The following is a 17095-nucleotide window of genomic DNA, read 5'->3' as shown; positions in this document are numbered from 1 at the left end:
TTCAGAAGAATATCATCCAGCAGTAATAGAGGGAGAAGAAGGCAAGGAAGAACATCCCCGCCCAGGTAAGCCATTGCAGTGGGCGGGATGGCCTCATATCTGCAGGTACATCCTTGCTCATCACATTCTTCAGGTTCATATACCCGACTACAGGCGCCATCACGAATGATATAAAGGTGGCGAGGGCCACCAGGTTCCCCATATTAGCGCTGAAGGCGGTAAGCACCAGGTAATTCACTGCAGCCAGGATAACCACAGCCCAGGCAAAATGTTTCCGGGCGACCAATGGTTTGCGTGTAGGACGTAAGAACCCCAGGATGTCCAGGCTTACCCGTGCGATTGCATCGTGGGCGGTCATACAGGTACTGAACATGGTGGCAAAGGCTGATACCGCGATAAAGATATAAGCCCACTGCCCGATATGGGTGGTGAAGAGCTGTACCACCTGGTCTGCAAAAGTTACCGCGTTCCCGCTGAGTTCTGTATTGGTGCCATATAGGGTCATCCACCCGATAAGCAGGAAGAATACGGCCAGTAAGGCAGTCATCAGGTAACCCGAATTAAATTCCTGCAGAGCTTCTGCCAGGCTGAGCCTGCGGTTGGTGATCTTGAATTTTTCCACGGTCCAGAGACTGATCCAGCTACTGGCTTCAACGGCTGTCGGCATCCAGCCCACCAGCCCGATCAGGAAAAGGATTCCCACCTCGTTAAAGATCTCCGGCCTCCGGAAACCCTCTACCGGGGTTACCGGGCCTTTGATAAGCACAAGTACCGTAGTGACCAGCAGTGCTATAAAAAGGATTGATACCACGAATTTCAGCGACAGTTCCAGGAATTTATAACGGCCAATGATCAGCAGGACACTGATAAAAGCGAATAGTCCCAGGGCTACCATGCTTACCGAGATCCCAGGGGTGTCAAAAAGGTTGATAAAGAGTCCGGCTGTCACTACGTAGAGCGCGGCAAGGATGGTAAAAGTGGTCACCAGGTGAATAAAGGAATAGAGGTAGAGGTAGGTTTTTCCCCTGCCTAAGTAACCTTCGATAAGAGTCTTGTCAGCTGCAATGGTATAGCGGATACCGAATTCAAAGAAAGGATATTTAAGGATGTTGGCCAGGATGATAGGGATAATCATAACCCAGCCGTACTGGGCTCCAGCTTTGGTCGAAAGCACCAGGTGGGAGGTGCCTATGGCCATGCTGGCGAACAAAAGCCCGGGTCCCAGGTTTTTGATCAGTGTTTTAAGATTGGGCATATAGGATGGTTAGGTGATTAAATGTAGGATTTTTTTTAAGACGATACTAGGGTGATGCGGTGAGGCGGTGAAACAGTGATGAAGTGATGCAGTGATACGGTGAAGCGGTGAAACGGCCCGCCCGCCCGCCTGCATGTACGCAGTACGGGCAGGTACCGAGCGGCACGTTCGGGCGGGTGATGCAGGGATGCGGGGATACAAGCAGTTATACGGTGATACAGTGATACAGTGATGCGGTAATGTCGTCATTCCGTCACACCGTCACACCGTCATGAGGACAGTGAGGCGGTGATGCGGTGATCCAGTGATACGGCGAACTGCTAACTGAGAACCGAAAACTGTGAACTGCGAACTGCAAACTGCCTACTGAGAACCGGGGTTCTTAACCCCGCCCCGGTCTTAAGTTATGGTGTTTTACTGCAGAAAGCTTGCAGGTAGGTGGTTACACGGTCACGCGTCTTACAGTGATACGGTGAAACGGTGATACGGTGATGCGGGGATACAAGCAGTTACACGGTGATACAGTGATACAGTGATGCGGTAATGTCGTCATTCCGTCACACCGCTTGCCCGATTACTTCGAAGAGGTGGGCGGGTCGCGCCGTCAAGAGGACAGTGACGCGGTGATACAGTGATACGGTGATGCGGTGAAACGGTGAAACGGTGATGCAGGGATACGGGTTATGCTGTCACACCGTCACACCGTCACGCCGTCAAACGGTTCTGCGGATTAAACGATGCTACGAACCGCAAACCTCGAATTTACCTGCCTCAGGCAGGCCGCGAACCGCCAACTGCGTAGTTCGAACCTCAAACCTCAAACCTCGAATTTACCTACCGAAGGTAGGCTTCGAACTTCAAACCTCAAATTTACCTTCCGGAGGCAGGCCTCGAACTTCCTTCATTCAATCACGATCCTCTTTCCGTAAAACCTGGGCTGGGTGTTCAGGGCGAGATCGATAAAAACCTTTACCCGGGCAAAATACTCCCGAAAATACACCTGGAATCCCCCGGTGCCGGAAAGTCCTTCTGCATTATACCCTATGGCATCCAGGCCTTTGACCTGGGCCAGGAAGATGGCTCTCTCATTATGGAATTCCTGGGAAATGACTGTTACGTGCTCCAGTCCAAAGACATATTTTGCCCGAACCATGGAGTCCAGCGTCCTGAAACCGGCAAAATCCAGGAAGATCCTCTCGGCGGGGACTCCGCCGGCGATAAGGTCTTTTTTGATCGTATTGGGCTCGTTGTAATACATGGTCGCGTTATCCCCGCTGACGAGTAAAAAATCAATTTTATCAGCCTTGTAGAGGGCGATGGCTGCTTCTATCCGGTGGGAATAAAAGGGGTTCAGCTCGGTGGGGGAGTTGTACCGGCTGGTACCCAGGAGTAAACCGACGCGGTTGTGGGGTAGATCCTCCATCTTCGAAAAAGTCTTCCCGATGGTGGCGATCTCGATCACTGAAGTGGATGCCAGCAACAGCACAACTGCACTAAGTATGGTCAGCAGCAGGATTTGCCGGATACGTTTCTTCATCAATACGGGATTATTAGCGGGGAGTGTATAAAGCTAGCTAATTTTTAAATAAAATGAAGCGGCAGCTCTCCTATGTGCTCCACGCACCACATTTTAATAATGTTTAACATTATTACAAAAACTTTAAACAAAAATTGGGAAAATGCTGGTGAATTAGGGCGTAAGTTTACGGTAATCAATTAATTAAAAACAAAAACACCATGATTAAGAGTATCAGTTTATGGAGCCTTGTCGCCTTTTTTTTAATGGCTTGCGGGGAAACAAAAGAAAAGAAAGAGAATACGACGGAATCAGACCAGATGGAGGTTGCAGAGGCCTACACTCCGGACACCGAAGAAGAATTGCCTACGATTGTTGGAATTGCTGTGGATAACGCGGATTTTTCAACCCTGGTTACCGCTCTGAAAAGTGCAGACCTGGTAGAAGCCCTGAACGGAGAAGGGGAATTTACTGTATTTGCACCGAACAACGCAGCCTTCGATAAATTACCTGACGGCACGGTGGCCGAACTGCTAAAGCCGGAGAACAAGGAAACCCTGACAGCGGTACTTACTTACCACGTAGTGGCGGGATTATATACAGCGGGAGATGTTGTCCAGGCACTGAAAGACAACGGGGGCAGCTTTACCGCCGAAACCCTGCAGGGAAGCAGGATCACCTTTAAAATGGAAGGCGATAAAGTGGTGCTCTATGATAATAAAGGAAATGCCGTGAACCTGATCGCGACAGATATCAAGGCTTCTAACGGTTATATCCACAGCGTGGATACCGTACTGATGCCGTAAACACGATTGCTTTACCATAATTGATCAGACCGGGCTTTATGCCTGGTTTTTTCGTTTGCAGGCTACTTCACATGGACACCGAATTTTATTCTCTGGTAAGTATTTAACTGTCCCCGCACACTTTTCTTTGTTGTTCGTCCTAATTCAATTTTATTCAAGAGGGTAATTCCTTAAATAAGCAATCCCGCAACAAGCGCACATAACACCTAAACTATACTGATCATGAACAAAGTAGATGATTGTTGCAGCATCCAGCCCTATTTTAAAGTACACCCGGGGAAACTCGATTCCTTTAAAAAGCTTTGCGAGCGATTCGTGGACCAGACCAAGAAGGAAGATAATTGCCTTTATTACAGTTTTACCTTCCACGATGACGAGGTGTACTGCAGGGAGGCCTATTCCGATGCCGACGGTGTCCTGGCACATTTACAGAACGTTGGTCCTATCCTGGAGGAGGCATTAAAAATTGCTGACCTCACCAAACTGGAGATCCACGGCCCGGAGAAAGAATTGAAAAAATTGGAAGATCCATTAGCACCGTTTCACCCGGTATTTTGGACGCTGGAATATGGCTTCAGAAATGTGCCTGTGTCCTGACGTATTCCGGTAGTTAATTATCGGTTCCTGAAAGCCCCGTTTAATACCGGGGCTTTTTGATGTTCTCTATGCTTAATTATACCACACCGCGTACCGCTTTCGCCGCAGTTCCAGGGCCAGGGTTTCTTCCATTCTTAGTGCTTCTTCCCGGCTGTCTATGGGGGCGATATGGTTGAACAGGCTTCCCCTCAGGTAGAGCCCGTATTTTTCTACGATATTCGATGATATTTTATGCCCCTTCTTATTGCGGTGGCCACTCTTATGTTGGTCAAACCGTTCTTTGGGTGTCTTACTGGTCATTCCAACATACAGGCATTCCAATACCCCGTTAAATTGTGGATTAGCAGCCCGGAACCTGGCATTTTCCGTAAATACGCGTTTGGACAGTTCTATGACATAGATGTGGTAAGTTGTTTTAGGCATTACGTTATCTGGTATGGTGCCAAATATACAGCATCACTGGTTTTAAAAATACCAAAACAGCCTTGGTATGGATTCCGGCTAAAGAATGATGCAAACTTTACTCCCAGAGGATAGTGTAGCTATAATTTGAAGAAGATATAAAAGAAAACAGCGATGGCCAGTATACATAGAATGAGTAAAAGATATTCCCGGCGCTTGTCCCTGGAGGCCTCCTGCCTGATGGTTTCCACGGCAGCTGACTCCTGCTCGGCAGAAAACTTAGTGAAGACAGCCCGTTCCGGATGATGAATCCCGGAATAGATCGTTTCCCGTTTATCAGCCTGGAATTTCTGGCGATTCGAGGGACGCATCGACTTATTTTGCCTGATGCGTTTTATCATGTCCAGTATATGTCCGGCCGAACTCATGATCGTTTTTCTTAAATATAGTAAATTTTCTTCACTTCATCAGCCGGGCTACGTCGTTATTATATGAAACCCCTGGTTCTCATTATGTCCAAGCTATGGATGTGATATTAATTTATTGCCCGCTTTTCTGAAATATACCAATTCCCAGGCTTTAACCAGACCGTCTTCCGGCCGATCTCCAGGGGTATTCTTTTTTTCCTTTTATAGACCAGGGTCAGGATAATGACCAATAGTACCGTAAACAGTCGAAAGATGTTCGCGTAGGTGTTTCCCATGGCATTTTGGCTGACGTCGAAAAGTGCCCAGGCCAGGTTCATAAAAAGGTGTAAACAGATGGGCACCCAGATGTTATACCCCCATTCTACGAAGATCCACGCAAATAATATCCCGCCCAGGAAGGTGATCAAAAAGATCATCAGGGACTCCATGGGGTCTGTGCTTTGATACAGGTGTAGTAAACCGAATACCAATGCCCCGAGAAATACGGATAGAATAAACCCGAGCCGGGTGTACCTGTACAGCTGCCCGAACAGGAAGCCCCTGAAGTACAGTTCCTCGAAAAAGGCTGCCGCAAGGACCCCCACTAAAATGTCATTCCATGAGAGTTCGGGGTTAATTTTAAAGAAAACAGCATACCCTATATACATGGGCAGGGTACATACCAGGGCAAAGACAGCTCCTGTAAGGAAAGGACGGTTCAACCCTAAAGCGCTGAAGAATTTCTTCCGGGGGTGTAAGAGCAGTAATCCCGCGAAAAGAGGTATGCCGGACAAGAGATACGCAAGGTTGTGGCTGATACCAAATTGCCCAATACCTTCATTTATCCAGGTCCTGACCTCCCTGAAATAAAGCATGTCTAAAACGAAATATAGGGCGAAGGTCAGCAGGGTAAGAAATATCACTCTCCTTGATCTGTCCATAATCAAAGTATTTGACACACGTATTATATTTTAAAACATTGACCGCTTTTATCGCCGCACAGGTCTGGGCTTCTGGGACCCGTTTACTTGCGCTTCCCTACTTCTATCCGGATAAATTCAGGTAAATAATTGGGAGTACAACCTCTTGACACTTTCTCGTCCCGGTAAAGACCGAATTTCTCTCCCATCGCTATACAGCGTGCCCGGTACGAGTGGTCAAAAATGCCAATCCAGGCTGCTGTAAAATTCATAGCCCACTGTACTTCGGGATCTTCTTCTTGTATCTTTTCATCTATTGCCTCAAGCAAACGCGAGGTATTAGGAGGCGGAGTCTGGCCTGTCCATCGCAGCCGTGCCTGGTAATACCAGAAGAGCCTGCGCTGAAGTACTGAGGGACTGTCTTCCCAGTTTTCCATCAGGGCGATGGTCTTTTTATCCCGGCTCAGCTGGTTGGCCATTAGCCAGTCTGAAAGCTGTGTACGTTCGTTAAACGGGTGTTCCTCCATATCCCCGAACAGCATATCCAGCAATTCTTGTGTCAGCAGCTTTTTGTCAAACAAGAGAATAGCTAGCTGACGGCACATAAAGTTCCCGGTACCCCAAAGCTCCATGCCCAAAGAATGGTCTTTTTTAATTTCCTTTGCAATTTTCCGGAGATCTCCCAGCTTGGTGTTGTCCTGGCATATTTGTGAATAGATCTTACGGGCTTCGGTTGACAATTCTGTAATCATAAGCAGTTCAATTTGAATGTAAACTATTTATGGTGTTCACAATCATTTTCATTAAATACTGATAGCCCGGAACTGTACTTCTATTTGGGCTCAAGACCCATGACATAATCGTAACTTTCATCCAGAAGTTTTACCATCTTTTCCCGGTTGCTGAGCATTGTTTCAGGGATCAGAACGTAGCCGTCCATTACAGAATTATGCGATCGGAAATGAGACGATCTGAAAGCCGCAATATATCTTTCCTGAACCTCGGGGGAGTAACGGATCCCTATATCTCCTGCATGGTTAAGAAGGGAGAACATATACCCGTTGGCCGAGGTATAAGGCATTGTTTTGCCTTTGCGCTCAAACCGGGGACAACTTGCTACCAGTTGATCGTAGACTTTTAATCGCTCCTCCCACTTGCTCATATTTCCCTTTTGATGACGTCCTTTCATTTAATAATATGGACTACCCTAAAGATAGGGAATATTCATAGATCAATCCTTGTAATACATTCAGGATCCCTATATAAACTGGGATCAACGCCTGGGCTGGAGATGACTTCTATCCTAGCAGGCGTCAACTGTATACGGACATTCTTCCCCACAGATCATCCTAAGTTGCCGGGGAAGTATCTTTAGACGGATCTGCCGGGCAGGGGGCATAAGTTCTCCGTCCAACTGCCATTGCCGGGCTTCGGTTAAATTGATGACTGCACTGGTGGTACTGATGATCTGCCGGTCCTCGTCCGGGAATAAGGATTCTTCGATAGCTGCCAGGGCAGATTTTAATAAAGTAGAGACAGCGATCTCTTTAAAGATCACCACCTCGAATTTACCGTCATTGGGCGCGGCATCCTTTGTCAAGGGGATCCCGGTTCCGTATTTCCGGGCATTGCAGAAAGAGACCATGCTGGCATTCCCTTTATAACTGCCCTCATCAGTTTCCAGGGTATAATCAAAACTACCACCCTCGAGGAACTCCTGGATAAAATTAGCAGCATTGTGCAAGGTATCCTTTTTGGAATTCTCCATCCGGGCTATCAGATTGGCATTTGCCCCGATATCCCCCAGGTGCAGCAGGTGGTATTTTTCATTTACCTGTATCATATCCATCCAGATCTTGTGTTTTTGTTCTATTGCCTGTCTAAAGGCTTCCACAGGATCTGAGGGTATCCCCAGGTCTTTGGCCAGGCCGTTGGCAGTACCTCCTGGGATAATCCCGAACAATAGCTCATGTTTCCTGGCATGAAGAGCAGCCCTGTTCACGGTCCCATCCCCACCCAGGGCAACGAGTAGCTCATAGGATGTCCCGGACAGCAATTCTTCTATCTTCTCATCATCATTCTTCCCGGTCGTGGTATAAATATCGAGACTGATGTTTTGAAGAAGCGCTTCTCTTTTTATGGTCCCAAGCAAATTTTGCTTATCGGAATTGCCGGATACCGGGTTGATCACTAAAAGTACCTTCATACTGCTGAGCGATTAAGAATTGAGGTTAATGTTTCTATAGCTTCGCCGGGCTTGTCACCGTCTTTAAAATAGATGGCGGGGACACCGGTAGCCTGCAACTTTTGCCAGTAGTTTTCGCGCTGCCTGTCAAAACTGCTCTGCCGGATAAAGACTTTTTGGATCCTTCCGGGGTAGTTCCGGATGATGGAGGTATACACCTCCATATCGCGCTGTGTATCATCCCCGATCAGGATAAAGCTCTTGTCCGGTTGCTGGGTCAGCAGGGTCTTCAGGTGGTTATACTTATAATCTTTCCCTTTCTTCGGTTTTGGCAACTGGTATAATTTCAAATAGGGACTCAGTAACAATGCTCCCTGGGGTAATTCCTGCGTATTGATAAAAGCATAGATCAGCTCAAACAAGTTGGACTCGCTCTTGGACAAATAGGTGACCCGGATATGCTGTTGTTTAAACCATTCCATCAGCTGGTAGGTATAGGCTACCGCTTTCCTTTTACGGGGACGGATAAAGAGGATGCTGTAGATCCTTTTAAGGGCCGAGGCCGTATGCGAGTGCAGTACGGTGTCATCCAGGTCTGAAACCACTTCCAGGGAAGAGGAGTTCTGGGGGAAATAGTACGGGTATCCTCCCGGAAGTTCCAGGATCTCACCCTGATGAGAGAGCTGCATCTCCCCCGGCATAAATTTATCTAAGAGGCAGGAGAACCTGCCCTTTCTATTGGTCTTAACGGTCTGTTCTTCTGTGTTAGTCCTTATCCGTAGCCTTACCCCTGAGGCCGGTTTCCGGAAATAAGAGAACAGTACTTCTATTAAATGCCCCATCCAGGTGGCATGTACTTTCCGTTGTTTATAATCACCATGGATCACCGTTCCTTCGATCCAAACTTTTTCGGTGAATTCCAGGGCGGTAATCTGCCAGATATATATTGACGTCTTTTTTCCCATATGAGTGTAAGCAGCAGGGGAATGAAAATACAACAGATTTCACAGGAGTTTGGTTGGGATTTACAGAAATCGTGTTCCATTTACGATTGCAAGGATCACTATGACAACCCGGCAGCGATCCTTACCCAATAACCTGGTTGCATTGGCGGCAATCGGCCTCGCCGATGAGCTTTCCCTCCTCGTTTAGGTCGTATCCACAACAGTCAGCGAATTTATCTTTCAACATATTCTTGGCACGGCGAATCCGGGCTTTTATATTGGGGAGGCTGATACCGAGCGACTCCGAGGCTTCCTGCTGTTTCTTGCCCTGTATATAGACAAGTTCAATACTTTCCCTGTAGCCCGGAGGAAGTTCTCTGATAAAGCGGTCAAAGCAACAGGGTTCCGGTTCCCTTTCTATGGAATTCCCGGAGCCGGGGTCGATAGCGGCAACTAACCGGGCTTCGCGTGAAAGATGGTCCTTCATCGTGTTCCTTGCTACCTGGAAAAACCAGGATTCCAGTTTTTCCGGGTCTTTTAACTGCCCGAGTTTATGATGTACTTTTAAAAAGGTTTCCTGAAGTATATCCATCGCAGCTTCAGCATCCCCCAGCTGCTTCAGCAGGAAATAGTACACCCGGTCCCGATATAGAAATGTGATCTCTTCAGTGGTCATATTCCTAATATAACAAAAGACAGGCCAAAAAGCCTGTCCCGGGAATTAATTACAGCAATCGCACTTGGTGCAGTCACAGTTGGTACATGGGCAGTTGGCCGTAGCACAATTTTTACAATTACACTGGGTGCAATTACATTGAGTACATATACAGGTATTCATAGCTGACAAATTTTTAAGTTCAACAGGTAGACCGGGAAATCCAAAAAAAGATACATAAAACTGTCATTAATTTGGATGGATGGTCTTAAGAAGATAGATCCGATTGTCTTCAGGCCCTGGCCGGGGCGTAATACTTATTCCTGAGCCAGAATGAGACACGCACCAGCAGGATGAGGGCCGGCACCTCCACCAGGGGACCGATCACCCCTGCAAAGGCCTGCCCGGAATTCAGTCCAAACACGGCAATAGCTACGGCTATGGCCAGTTCAAAATTATTGCCTGCGGCAGTAAAAGCTACAGAAGCGGTCTTATCATATGTTGCTCCCATCGCTTTGCTGAAGAAGAAGCCTATAATGAACATCAGGGTAAAATAGATCAACAGCGGCACTGCGATCACCAGTACATCCATAGGGATCTCGACAATCAGTTCCCCTTTCAGGGAGAACATGACCACGATAGTAAACAGCAGGGCGACCAGGGTAAGGGGCGAGATAGCCGGGATAAATTTTTCGTTATACCAGGCCTCTCCCTTTAGTTTTACCAGTACCAGCCTGCTCAGGATGCCCATCAGGAAAGGAATGCCCAGGTAAATGGCCACACTTTTGGCTATGGTGGCAATGGATATATCGACGATGGCTCCGTCAAATCCAAAATAGGGGGGGAGTACCGTGATAAAGATCCAGGCATAAAAACTATAGGCAAAGACCTGGAAGATACTGTTCAGTGCCACCAGTCCTGCCCCGTATTCACTGCTGCCTTCGGCCAGGTCGTTCCAGACCAGCACCATGGCGATACAGCGGGCAAGCCCGATCAGGATAAGTCCGACCATATATTCCGGGTAATCCCGTAAGAAGATGATGGCTAGGAAAAACATCAGTAATGGCCCGATGATCCAGTTCAGTACCAGGGATACAGAGAGTATCCTGACATTTCTGAATACCCGGGGTAAGAGGGCGTAATTCACTTTTGCCAAGGGAGGATACATCATCAGGATCAACCCGATGGCGATAGGGATATTGGTGGTCCCGCTGCCGAAGCTGTTAATGACAAGCGGGAAGGAGGGAAAGAAATACCCTATGCCTACCCCCACAGCCATCGCGATAAAGATCCACAGGGTGAGGTTGCGGTCTAAGAAACTCAGTTTTCCGGATGCCATGCTTAAGACTTGATTTGGGAAAATACGTATAACATTTCAGTAGCGATCTGCAGGCTGCGCTCCCTGTATTTTTCCGCTTGCTGCGGACTATTATCATAGGCCTTGGGGTCTTCATATGTGACCGGGATGCGGACTTCGGCCCCTGCGATGAAGGGACAACCGGCGTCGGCCTGGGAACAGGTCATCACAGCGGCAAAACCGGATTTTGGATTAAAATCGTGGTCCAGGGTTTTTGAGAAACCGATCACCGGGTGTTCCTGCTCTGCGAATTTAATGCTGTAAACCGGGTTGTTTGTTTCGGAAAGAGCCCGGATCACAAAACCGGATTCTTCCAGGGTTTTTGCGGCCACTGGGAAGAGGGCTGTGCTTTCCGTCCCGGCCGAATAACACTGTACGTTCTCAATACCAAAATAAAAGGCCATGGCCTGGGCCCATACCTGTGATAAATGGCTCCGGCGCGAATTATGGGTGCAGATAAAATTGAGACGGATCGCCTCCTTCTTCTTTACCTTGACCTGGATAAAATCGAGCAGGGGTTGCAGGGTTTCCTTTCTTTCGGCAGGGATATTATCGGGGTCCAGCGCTGCGACCTGATTGGCAATGGCTTCGTAAACCCCCGGTTTGGCAGTGATCATACTTTATTTATTAAAATTTTAATACTTAGCAGCAATTCCCGTCAGGGGAACAGCAGGGCTCTTCGTTCTTATTGACCGGGCTGAACAATTCTTTTTCAACAGGGATACCACAGTTATCCTTAGCCAAGCAGTCGGTTTGCTTGCTGGTCAGCAGGAAATTGGTACCGTCAAAATCCAGCCCGAATTTACCAATGGTGTCACCCTGGTATTCCACCTCGATCTCCAGGTCACCAATGTCCAGTTTCTCCTGGGAGAGTTCTATAATGTGGAGTAGTTTTTCCGGGTGCAGGCGGTGGTCGTAGTCATCAGCGTTCCAGAGCTGGAAATTCACTACCTCTTCATGCCGGACGGTGCCGCCACAATCAATGAAATGCTTGGTGATCTTCCCTACCTCGGTGACATGGAAATGGTTTGGTACCAGGTCCCCGTTGGGCAACTGGAAAGCGATCTGTTCCAGGCGGGCCAGTTTGTCTTTTATTTCTGAGAGTCTCATATTTTTATTTATTGCGATTAAACGATGAATGGGTATAAATTTTTTTAGCAGCACCCGGGCTCGGACAGGTCCTGGTCCAGGAATTCGAGAAGGACAGCTTTCATATCTGTCCAGGCTTCAGGATCGATACAATAGCAGACACTGGTTCCCTCTACATTGCCTTTGATCAGTCCCAGTAGTTTTAATTCTTTCAGGTGCTGGGAAATAGTGGGCTGGGCCAGGCCGATGACGTTGACCAGGTCTCCGCAGACGCAGGAGTCTATCTTAAATAGATGCTGCAGTATAGCCACCCTTGCGGGGTGACCGAATACCTTGGAGATCATAGCGATCCGGTTCTGCTGTTCGGTAAATATTTCGGTTTTGGTCAATCCCATGATCCACTATATTGTTTCATTGCAATATTACGATGAATAGTTTATACCGGCAAGAATTCTTTTAAATATTTACGAGTCTATAGAAAGCACCCAGCGGGATTATATCAAAGAAAGCAGATAGCCAAGCAGTGCCCCACCGATGACCGTCCACATGGCATTGATCTTCTTCAGGCCAAAGGTCAGCAGCAGGCTGATGGCCGCAATGACCATGGCTCTCCAGTCGGTCAGGGTGTCCCTGGCCATTACGAAAAGTACGGCGACCATCACGGCTACTGCGGCAATATTCACACTGTCGAGAAAGTACCCAAGTATCTTGGATTGCCTCATTTTGGGCACCAGGGGATTGAGGATAAGGACAAATAAGAAGGAGGGCAGGAAAATACCGAGGGTCGCTGCAACAGCGCCCCAGAATCCCGTTAGCTGGTAACCGACAAAGGTGGCTGTGGAAAGTACCGGGCCGGGGGTAAACTGCCCGACGGCTACCGCATCAATTAACTGTTGCCTGCTAAGCCAGCCCCGGGTTACCAGTTCGGCATCCAGGTATGCGAACAAGACATAGCCGCTCCCATAAAGCACCGCTCCTACTTTTAAAAAGGTCCAGAAAACTTTCAGGGAGGTGATCCCACTCAATGCAGTAACCGGTGCCTGTAGCAGGAAAAAGGGTAGAAATGTCCGCAGTTTTGCCCCGGATTGATTCCTGAAGTAGAAATAAAAGGCTCCCAGTACCCCGGCGCCCAGCAGGGCGAGGATCTCGTTCATGCCCAGCAGGCTGGCAGCCAGGACGAAGAAGCCCAGTACTCCCAGTTCCCAGCCTTTCAGGGCTTTTTTGCCCAGTTTCAGGATCGCAGCGGCAATGATGGCCAGTACAGCAGGTTTTATCCCGAAGATAAATGGTTCTACTGCAGGCAGCTGCCCGTATTCGGCGTACAGGTAGGCAAAGATGCCCGTGATCACCACGGCCGGGAAGATAAAGCAGGCCCCGGCTACAAAGAGTCCCGGAATTCCGGCCCGTTCGTGCCCGCAGTGCATGGTCATTTCGGTCGAATTAGGACCCGGGATAAGGTTGGTAGCGCCCATCAGGTCCAGGAAATGCTGCCGGTCCATCCATCTTCGCTTATTCACGATCTCTTCCTCCATCATAGCGATGTGGGCCGCGGGACCGCCAAAGGCGATACAGCCCAGTTTAAAGAATACCGCGGCTACCTCTTTAATTTCTTTCATCTTGTACTGGGAAGAATCATTATTTAAGCACTACGAAAAAGTCTTTTAAGCCACTGAGAATACTCTGTACCGCGTAAGCTGCGAGGATCAGTCCCATTACCTTACTGATGACGGTGATCCCGTATTCTCCAACCCGCTTTTGAACAATACTGGCAGCGAGTAAAATAAACATGGTGAGTATAATTACCAACAGTACCAGTCCTGTGGTGATCGCCTGTTGTTCGATGGAATAAAGTTTATTATCCGTTAAGAGTACCACCGCCATGATCGCGCCGGGCGATGCTATGGATGGAATTGCCACGGGGAAGATGGTAATATGCCTGTAATCGTGGATGAGGTGTTTTTCTGATTCGGGTTTTCCTTCTCCGAAGATCATGGTAAGTGCAAAGAGGAAGAGGATTACCCCACCCGAAATTTGGAAGGCATCCAGGGTAACCTCCATACCTTCCATGATAACCTGGCCTACCACGATAAAGAATAAGAGGATGAGGAAAGCGACCCCGGAAGCCCTCATGGCAACTTTCCGCTTGTGCTTCATGTCCAGCTGCTTGGTGGCCTCGAGAAAAACCGGGACGGATCCCAGCGGATCGATCACAGCGATCAGGAAAAATATTTTGGTCAGGACCTCGGTGAGCATATCATTGTATATTTTGACCCTTGGTAGTGAAAGATAAGCCCTGGGACCCGGAAGTGGAGATCATGACACCTTCAAAGTAGGGTTCATGTACGCCTGCTTTCACGACCCAGTCGAACAGGAAATTGGCACCGGTGCCCCCGGCCTGGTCTTTTTCATCGATCACGATTTCTACGGTTTCCAGGGGGGCGATATAGATAGGCTTGTTAAAATAGGTCCTGATAAGTTTCCCTTTGGTATCAAAGTATTCTGCTTTCGCGATATATACCGTGTCCTTTTTATTGATGTTCCTCATGCTGACGGTGGCGGTAAGATCATGTGTCCTGTGTTCGGTCTGGCTGTAGATCTGTGAATAGACAGAAAGGTAACTGGATCCCTCTTGCAGGGAATCGCCGGGGATAGATAAAATCGTCCGTTTATCCCAGTTGACCGGGTCACTGGAGCTGACGTTCCCTTCCTCCTTGCAGGAGAGGAAGAAGAAAAGCAGGGACAGAAAGAAAAAGAAGTACTTCATAAGGCCACTAATTATTCACAAAGTTACGGAGCTGTTTTTTAATCCAGTCGCACTGGTAAAAACTGAAGTCCTGGATTTAAATATAATCGGGAAATTGCAGAATCCGTGCAATTTCTTACTTCTTTAATCCATCCGGCATGATAAAAACTACTGGGAATCGTCATAAGTTTTCGAGGAATCGGCCAAAAGATCCTGGATCTCCCTGAGCTCCCCCTTGGTTAAATGCCGCCATTTCCCGAGCGGTACATCCAGGTTGATATTCATGATGCGGTAACGCTCCAGTTCCACCACCCGGTTCCCAAGGTGTTCACACATACGCCGGATCTGCCTGTTCAGTCCCTGGGTCAGGATGATCCTGAAACGAAACCTGTCCAGCTGCTCTACCACGCATTTCCTGGTTACAGTTCCCAGGATGGGTACCCCGTTGCTCATTTTGTGTATGAACGACTTGGTGATGGGATATTTTACCGTGACCAGGTATTCCTTTTCATGGTTATTCCGGGCGCGGAGGATCTTATTGACGATGTCCCCATCACTGGTCAACAGGATCAGGCCCTGGCTGTCTTTGTCCAGCCTGCCGATCGGGAAAATACGTTCGGGGTAGTTGATGTAATCGATGATATTATTCTTTTCCCGCCGGGTATCCGTGGTACAGACAATACCACGGGGTTTGTTGAAAGCGAGGTACACCTGTTTGCTCTCCTTCCCGGTGATCAGTTTTCCGTTCAACCGGACTTCGTCCCCGGGGGATACCTTACTCCCCATTTCCGCCAGCTTCCCGTTAATGGTCACCTGTTTCTTCTCTATCAGTTTATCGGCCTCCCTGCGGGAACAATAGCCAACTTCACTGAAATATTTATTGATTCGAACCAAATTCTGATCGTCCATATGCGCTGCAATAGTCTGCTGTTTACCGGGCAGATTAATGATATCCGGTCAGGCTTCTGAATTCCCGATTACAAATTTACTGCTTTTTAAAACTTTTGCGGCCTGCATAGGCGTAGAGAAGGAAAGCCCCGAAGGCCAGGGCGAGCAAACCACTTATCCGGGCATAGGGATTTAAGGCGGGGATAAGCGAGGAGATAAAGTGTTGAAAATCATCCCGGCCGGCAAGCAGCAGGATAATGGCCGCCAGCACAAAAAGGTATCCCAAAACTTTTAGAACACGGGGGAACGCGGAGTTTTTTGCAGTCAGGATGAACAGGATACCGATGAGCAGTCGCAGCACAATAGCTGTAACATATAGCCCTGTACTTGTCATATTGGTCTCTATCCACCCGATAATAAATTTTGGGTCATAGATCAGTGATACCCCTGCGAGGAGCATCAGCCATGCAAATATCCTGATCGTAAAAATCATCTTTGTCCGATTTCGGGGGTACCTGGCCTGTAGCCAGTCCCTTCTATATAAAGATAAGCTAAAATTAAAGGAGGTATTTATGACAAGTATCAGGCAGGGCAATCAGGGGGAACCAGGATTATTGTGCTAATTGAAATTCAGGGTTTAGAAACTCGTAAACCTGTTCCCCGATCCTGACGCTAATAACGTCGTCATCAATTTTTTTCAAAACATCATGAGTGTTTTCAAGTTCCAGTTCTTTGACAAAAAGAATCCTTTGTTGTGATTTGTTAATGGCATTGCGGAATACTCTACCTCTTTTTAAAGGACCATTCTTACTGGAGACTACTTGGATGGGAACTTCATGATTTAAATGGGTGGATGTACTGCTTAACGCGATCAAAACAATTAATGCGTTCTTATAGCCATCATACTTTTTCCAAAAGCCGGTCATTATATTTATGTCGGATGTGGCCATGTAATCCAGGTTGTAAAAATCCCCCTGTATTTCATTGAACGTATTCCCCTTGTTGTAAAAGAGGTAAGGAAGGAGGTTAAAATAATTCCCTTTATAGTCGGGATTCATAGCTGCGATTCCATTCTTATGCAAAACATTGAGCGGAATTTCCGGCTCAATTTCATCAAGAACAATTTGGGAGGAACTGGAGCAGGAATGCAGACATAACAGGAATGCTGCAAAACACAAAATCCTCATATAAATTAATTGTTTAGGAGTTCTTTTTGATTACAGGGAAACCCCCTGTATGGCGATTAAATATATAGAAAATATTCAATAGAGCAATTGAAAGCTGGAGATGCGGATTATACAGGCGTACATTAAGCGGTACACAAGTCTTTT

Annotated in this window: 22 protein-coding genes; 2 read left to right on the top strand and 20 right to left on the bottom strand. The window is 47.7% G+C overall.

Annotated features, from left to right (window positions below):
• Window position 1 precedes the first annotated feature (1 nt).
• Together CLV82_RS00325 and CLV82_RS00320 are read right to left on the bottom strand one after the other, a co-directional pair.
• Window positions 2-1255 carry an NRAMP family divalent metal transporter gene (locus CLV82_RS00325; protein ID WP_133642321.1) on the bottom strand — a complete coding sequence of 418 codons (1254 nt, stop codon included), beginning with the start codon at window positions 1253-1255 and terminating at the stop codon, window positions 2-4.
• Window positions 1256-2156: 901 nt separating this feature from the next.
• Complete coding sequence (locus CLV82_RS00320) at window positions 2157-2792, bottom strand: SanA/YdcF family protein (protein ID WP_133642320.1); 636 nt, start codon at window positions 2790-2792, stop codon at window positions 2157-2159.
• A 200-nt stretch (window positions 2793-2992) separates the two neighbouring features.
• On the opposite strand from CLV82_RS00320, the gene CLV82_RS00315 reads away from it, so the two are divergent.
• Both CLV82_RS00315 and CLV82_RS00310 read left to right on the top strand, forming a co-directional pair.
• Window positions 2993-3577 (top strand): fasciclin domain-containing protein, encoded by a 585-nt coding sequence (locus CLV82_RS00315; protein ID WP_133642319.1) that lies wholly within the window; start codon window positions 2993-2995, stop codon window positions 3575-3577.
• 222 nt (window positions 3578-3799) lie between these two features.
• Complete coding sequence (locus tag CLV82_RS00310; RefSeq protein WP_133642318.1) at window positions 3800-4174, top strand: putative quinol monooxygenase; 375 nt, start codon at window positions 3800-3802, stop codon at window positions 4172-4174.
• Between the two features lie 72 nt (window positions 4175-4246).
• Here CLV82_RS00310 and CLV82_RS00305 read toward each other — a convergent pair whose 3' ends face one another.
• The 18 genes from CLV82_RS00305 to CLV82_RS00220 all read right to left on the bottom strand — a co-directional run bounded on the left by CLV82_RS00305 (window position 4247) and on the right by CLV82_RS00220 (window position 16951).
• Window positions 4247-4597: a GIY-YIG nuclease family protein gene (locus CLV82_RS00305; protein WP_133642317.1), complete on the bottom strand. Its 351-nt coding sequence runs from the start codon at window positions 4595-4597 to the stop codon at window positions 4247-4249.
• 119 nt (window positions 4598-4716) lie between these two features.
• Window positions 4717-5004, bottom strand: coding sequence for a hypothetical protein (locus CLV82_RS00300; RefSeq protein ID WP_133642316.1), 288 nt, complete (start codon window positions 5002-5004; stop codon window positions 4717-4719).
• Window positions 5005-5111: 107 nt separating this feature from the next.
• On the bottom strand, window positions 5112-5924 hold the full coding sequence (locus tag CLV82_RS00295; RefSeq protein ID WP_133642315.1) for a CPBP family intramembrane glutamic endopeptidase: 813 nt from the start codon (window positions 5922-5924) through the stop codon (window positions 5112-5114).
• A gap of 83 nt (window positions 5925-6007) precedes the next feature.
• Window positions 6008-6655 (bottom strand): DNA alkylation repair protein, encoded by a 648-nt coding sequence (locus tag CLV82_RS00290; RefSeq protein ID WP_133642314.1) that lies wholly within the window; start codon window positions 6653-6655, stop codon window positions 6008-6010.
• An 80-nt stretch (window positions 6656-6735) separates the two neighbouring features.
• Window positions 6736-7065 (bottom strand): hypothetical protein, encoded by a 330-nt coding sequence (locus CLV82_RS00285; RefSeq protein ID WP_133642313.1) that lies wholly within the window; start codon window positions 7063-7065, stop codon window positions 6736-6738.
• 141 nt (window positions 7066-7206) lie between these two features.
• Window positions 7207-8109, bottom strand: a complete 903-nt coding sequence (locus CLV82_RS00280; RefSeq protein WP_133642312.1) for a diacylglycerol/lipid kinase family protein — start codon at window positions 8107-8109, stop codon at window positions 7207-7209.
• Window positions 8106-9053 carry a phosphatase domain-containing protein gene (locus CLV82_RS00275; protein WP_133642311.1) on the bottom strand — a complete coding sequence of 316 codons (948 nt, stop codon included), beginning with the start codon at window positions 9051-9053 and terminating at the stop codon, window positions 8106-8108. The genes CLV82_RS00280 and CLV82_RS00275 overlap by 4 nt, the downstream gene beginning before the upstream one ends.
• Before the next feature lie 121 nt (window positions 9054-9174).
• Window positions 9175-9708, bottom strand: a complete 534-nt coding sequence (locus tag CLV82_RS00270; RefSeq protein WP_133642310.1) for a sigma-70 family RNA polymerase sigma factor — start codon at window positions 9706-9708, stop codon at window positions 9175-9177.
• 271 nt (window positions 9709-9979) lie between these two features.
• On the bottom strand, window positions 9980-11026 hold the full coding sequence (arsB, locus tag CLV82_RS00265; protein WP_133642309.1) for an ACR3 family arsenite efflux transporter: 1047 nt from the start codon (window positions 11024-11026) through the stop codon (window positions 9980-9982).
• A gap of 2 nt (window positions 11027-11028) precedes the next feature.
• A complete protein-coding gene (locus tag CLV82_RS00260; RefSeq protein WP_133642308.1) occupies window positions 11029-11661 on the bottom strand; it encodes an arsenate-mycothiol transferase ArsC in 633 nt (210 codons plus the stop codon).
• A 25-nt stretch (window positions 11662-11686) separates the two neighbouring features.
• The gene (locus CLV82_RS00255; protein ID WP_133642307.1) at window positions 11687-12154 is read right to left on the bottom strand and encodes a DUF6428 family protein; all 468 of its coding nucleotides are present in this window, start codon (window positions 12152-12154) and stop codon (window positions 11687-11689) included.
• A 44-nt stretch (window positions 12155-12198) separates the two neighbouring features.
• On the bottom strand, window positions 12199-12528 hold the full coding sequence (locus tag CLV82_RS00250) for an ArsR/SmtB family transcription factor (RefSeq protein WP_133642306.1): 330 nt from the start codon (window positions 12526-12528) through the stop codon (window positions 12199-12201).
• 99 nt (window positions 12529-12627) lie between these two features.
• Entirely contained in the window at window positions 12628-13749 is a 1122-nt protein-coding gene (gene chrA / locus CLV82_RS00245; protein ID WP_133642305.1) for a chromate efflux transporter, read from the bottom strand.
• Between the two features lie 19 nt (window positions 13750-13768).
• Window positions 13769-14386: a MarC family protein gene (locus CLV82_RS00240; RefSeq protein WP_133642304.1), complete on the bottom strand. Its 618-nt coding sequence runs from the start codon at window positions 14384-14386 to the stop codon at window positions 13769-13771.
• A gap of 1 nt (window position 14387) precedes the next feature.
• Complete coding sequence (locus tag CLV82_RS00235) at window positions 14388-14897, bottom strand: DUF3124 domain-containing protein (protein WP_133642303.1); 510 nt, start codon at window positions 14895-14897, stop codon at window positions 14388-14390.
• A gap of 147 nt (window positions 14898-15044) precedes the next feature.
• Window positions 15045-15785: a 23S rRNA pseudouridine(2604) synthase RluF gene (rluF, locus tag CLV82_RS00230; RefSeq protein ID WP_133642302.1), complete on the bottom strand. Its 741-nt coding sequence runs from the start codon at window positions 15783-15785 to the stop codon at window positions 15045-15047.
• Between the two features lie 76 nt (window positions 15786-15861).
• On the bottom strand, window positions 15862-16257 hold the full coding sequence (locus CLV82_RS00225; protein ID WP_133642301.1) for a hypothetical protein: 396 nt from the start codon (window positions 16255-16257) through the stop codon (window positions 15862-15864).
• Window positions 16258-16375: 118 nt separating this feature from the next.
• On the bottom strand, window positions 16376-16951 hold the full coding sequence (locus CLV82_RS00220) for a hypothetical protein (RefSeq protein WP_133642300.1): 576 nt from the start codon (window positions 16949-16951) through the stop codon (window positions 16376-16378).
• Window positions 16952-17095: the final 144 nt, after the last annotated feature.

The sequence above is a fragment of the Zeaxanthinibacter enoshimensis genome (assembly GCF_004362865.1).
Lineage (GTDB): Bacteria > Bacteroidota > Bacteroidia > Flavobacteriales > Flavobacteriaceae > Zeaxanthinibacter > Zeaxanthinibacter enoshimensis.
This window is presented reverse-complemented; position numbering and strand designations above follow the sequence as displayed.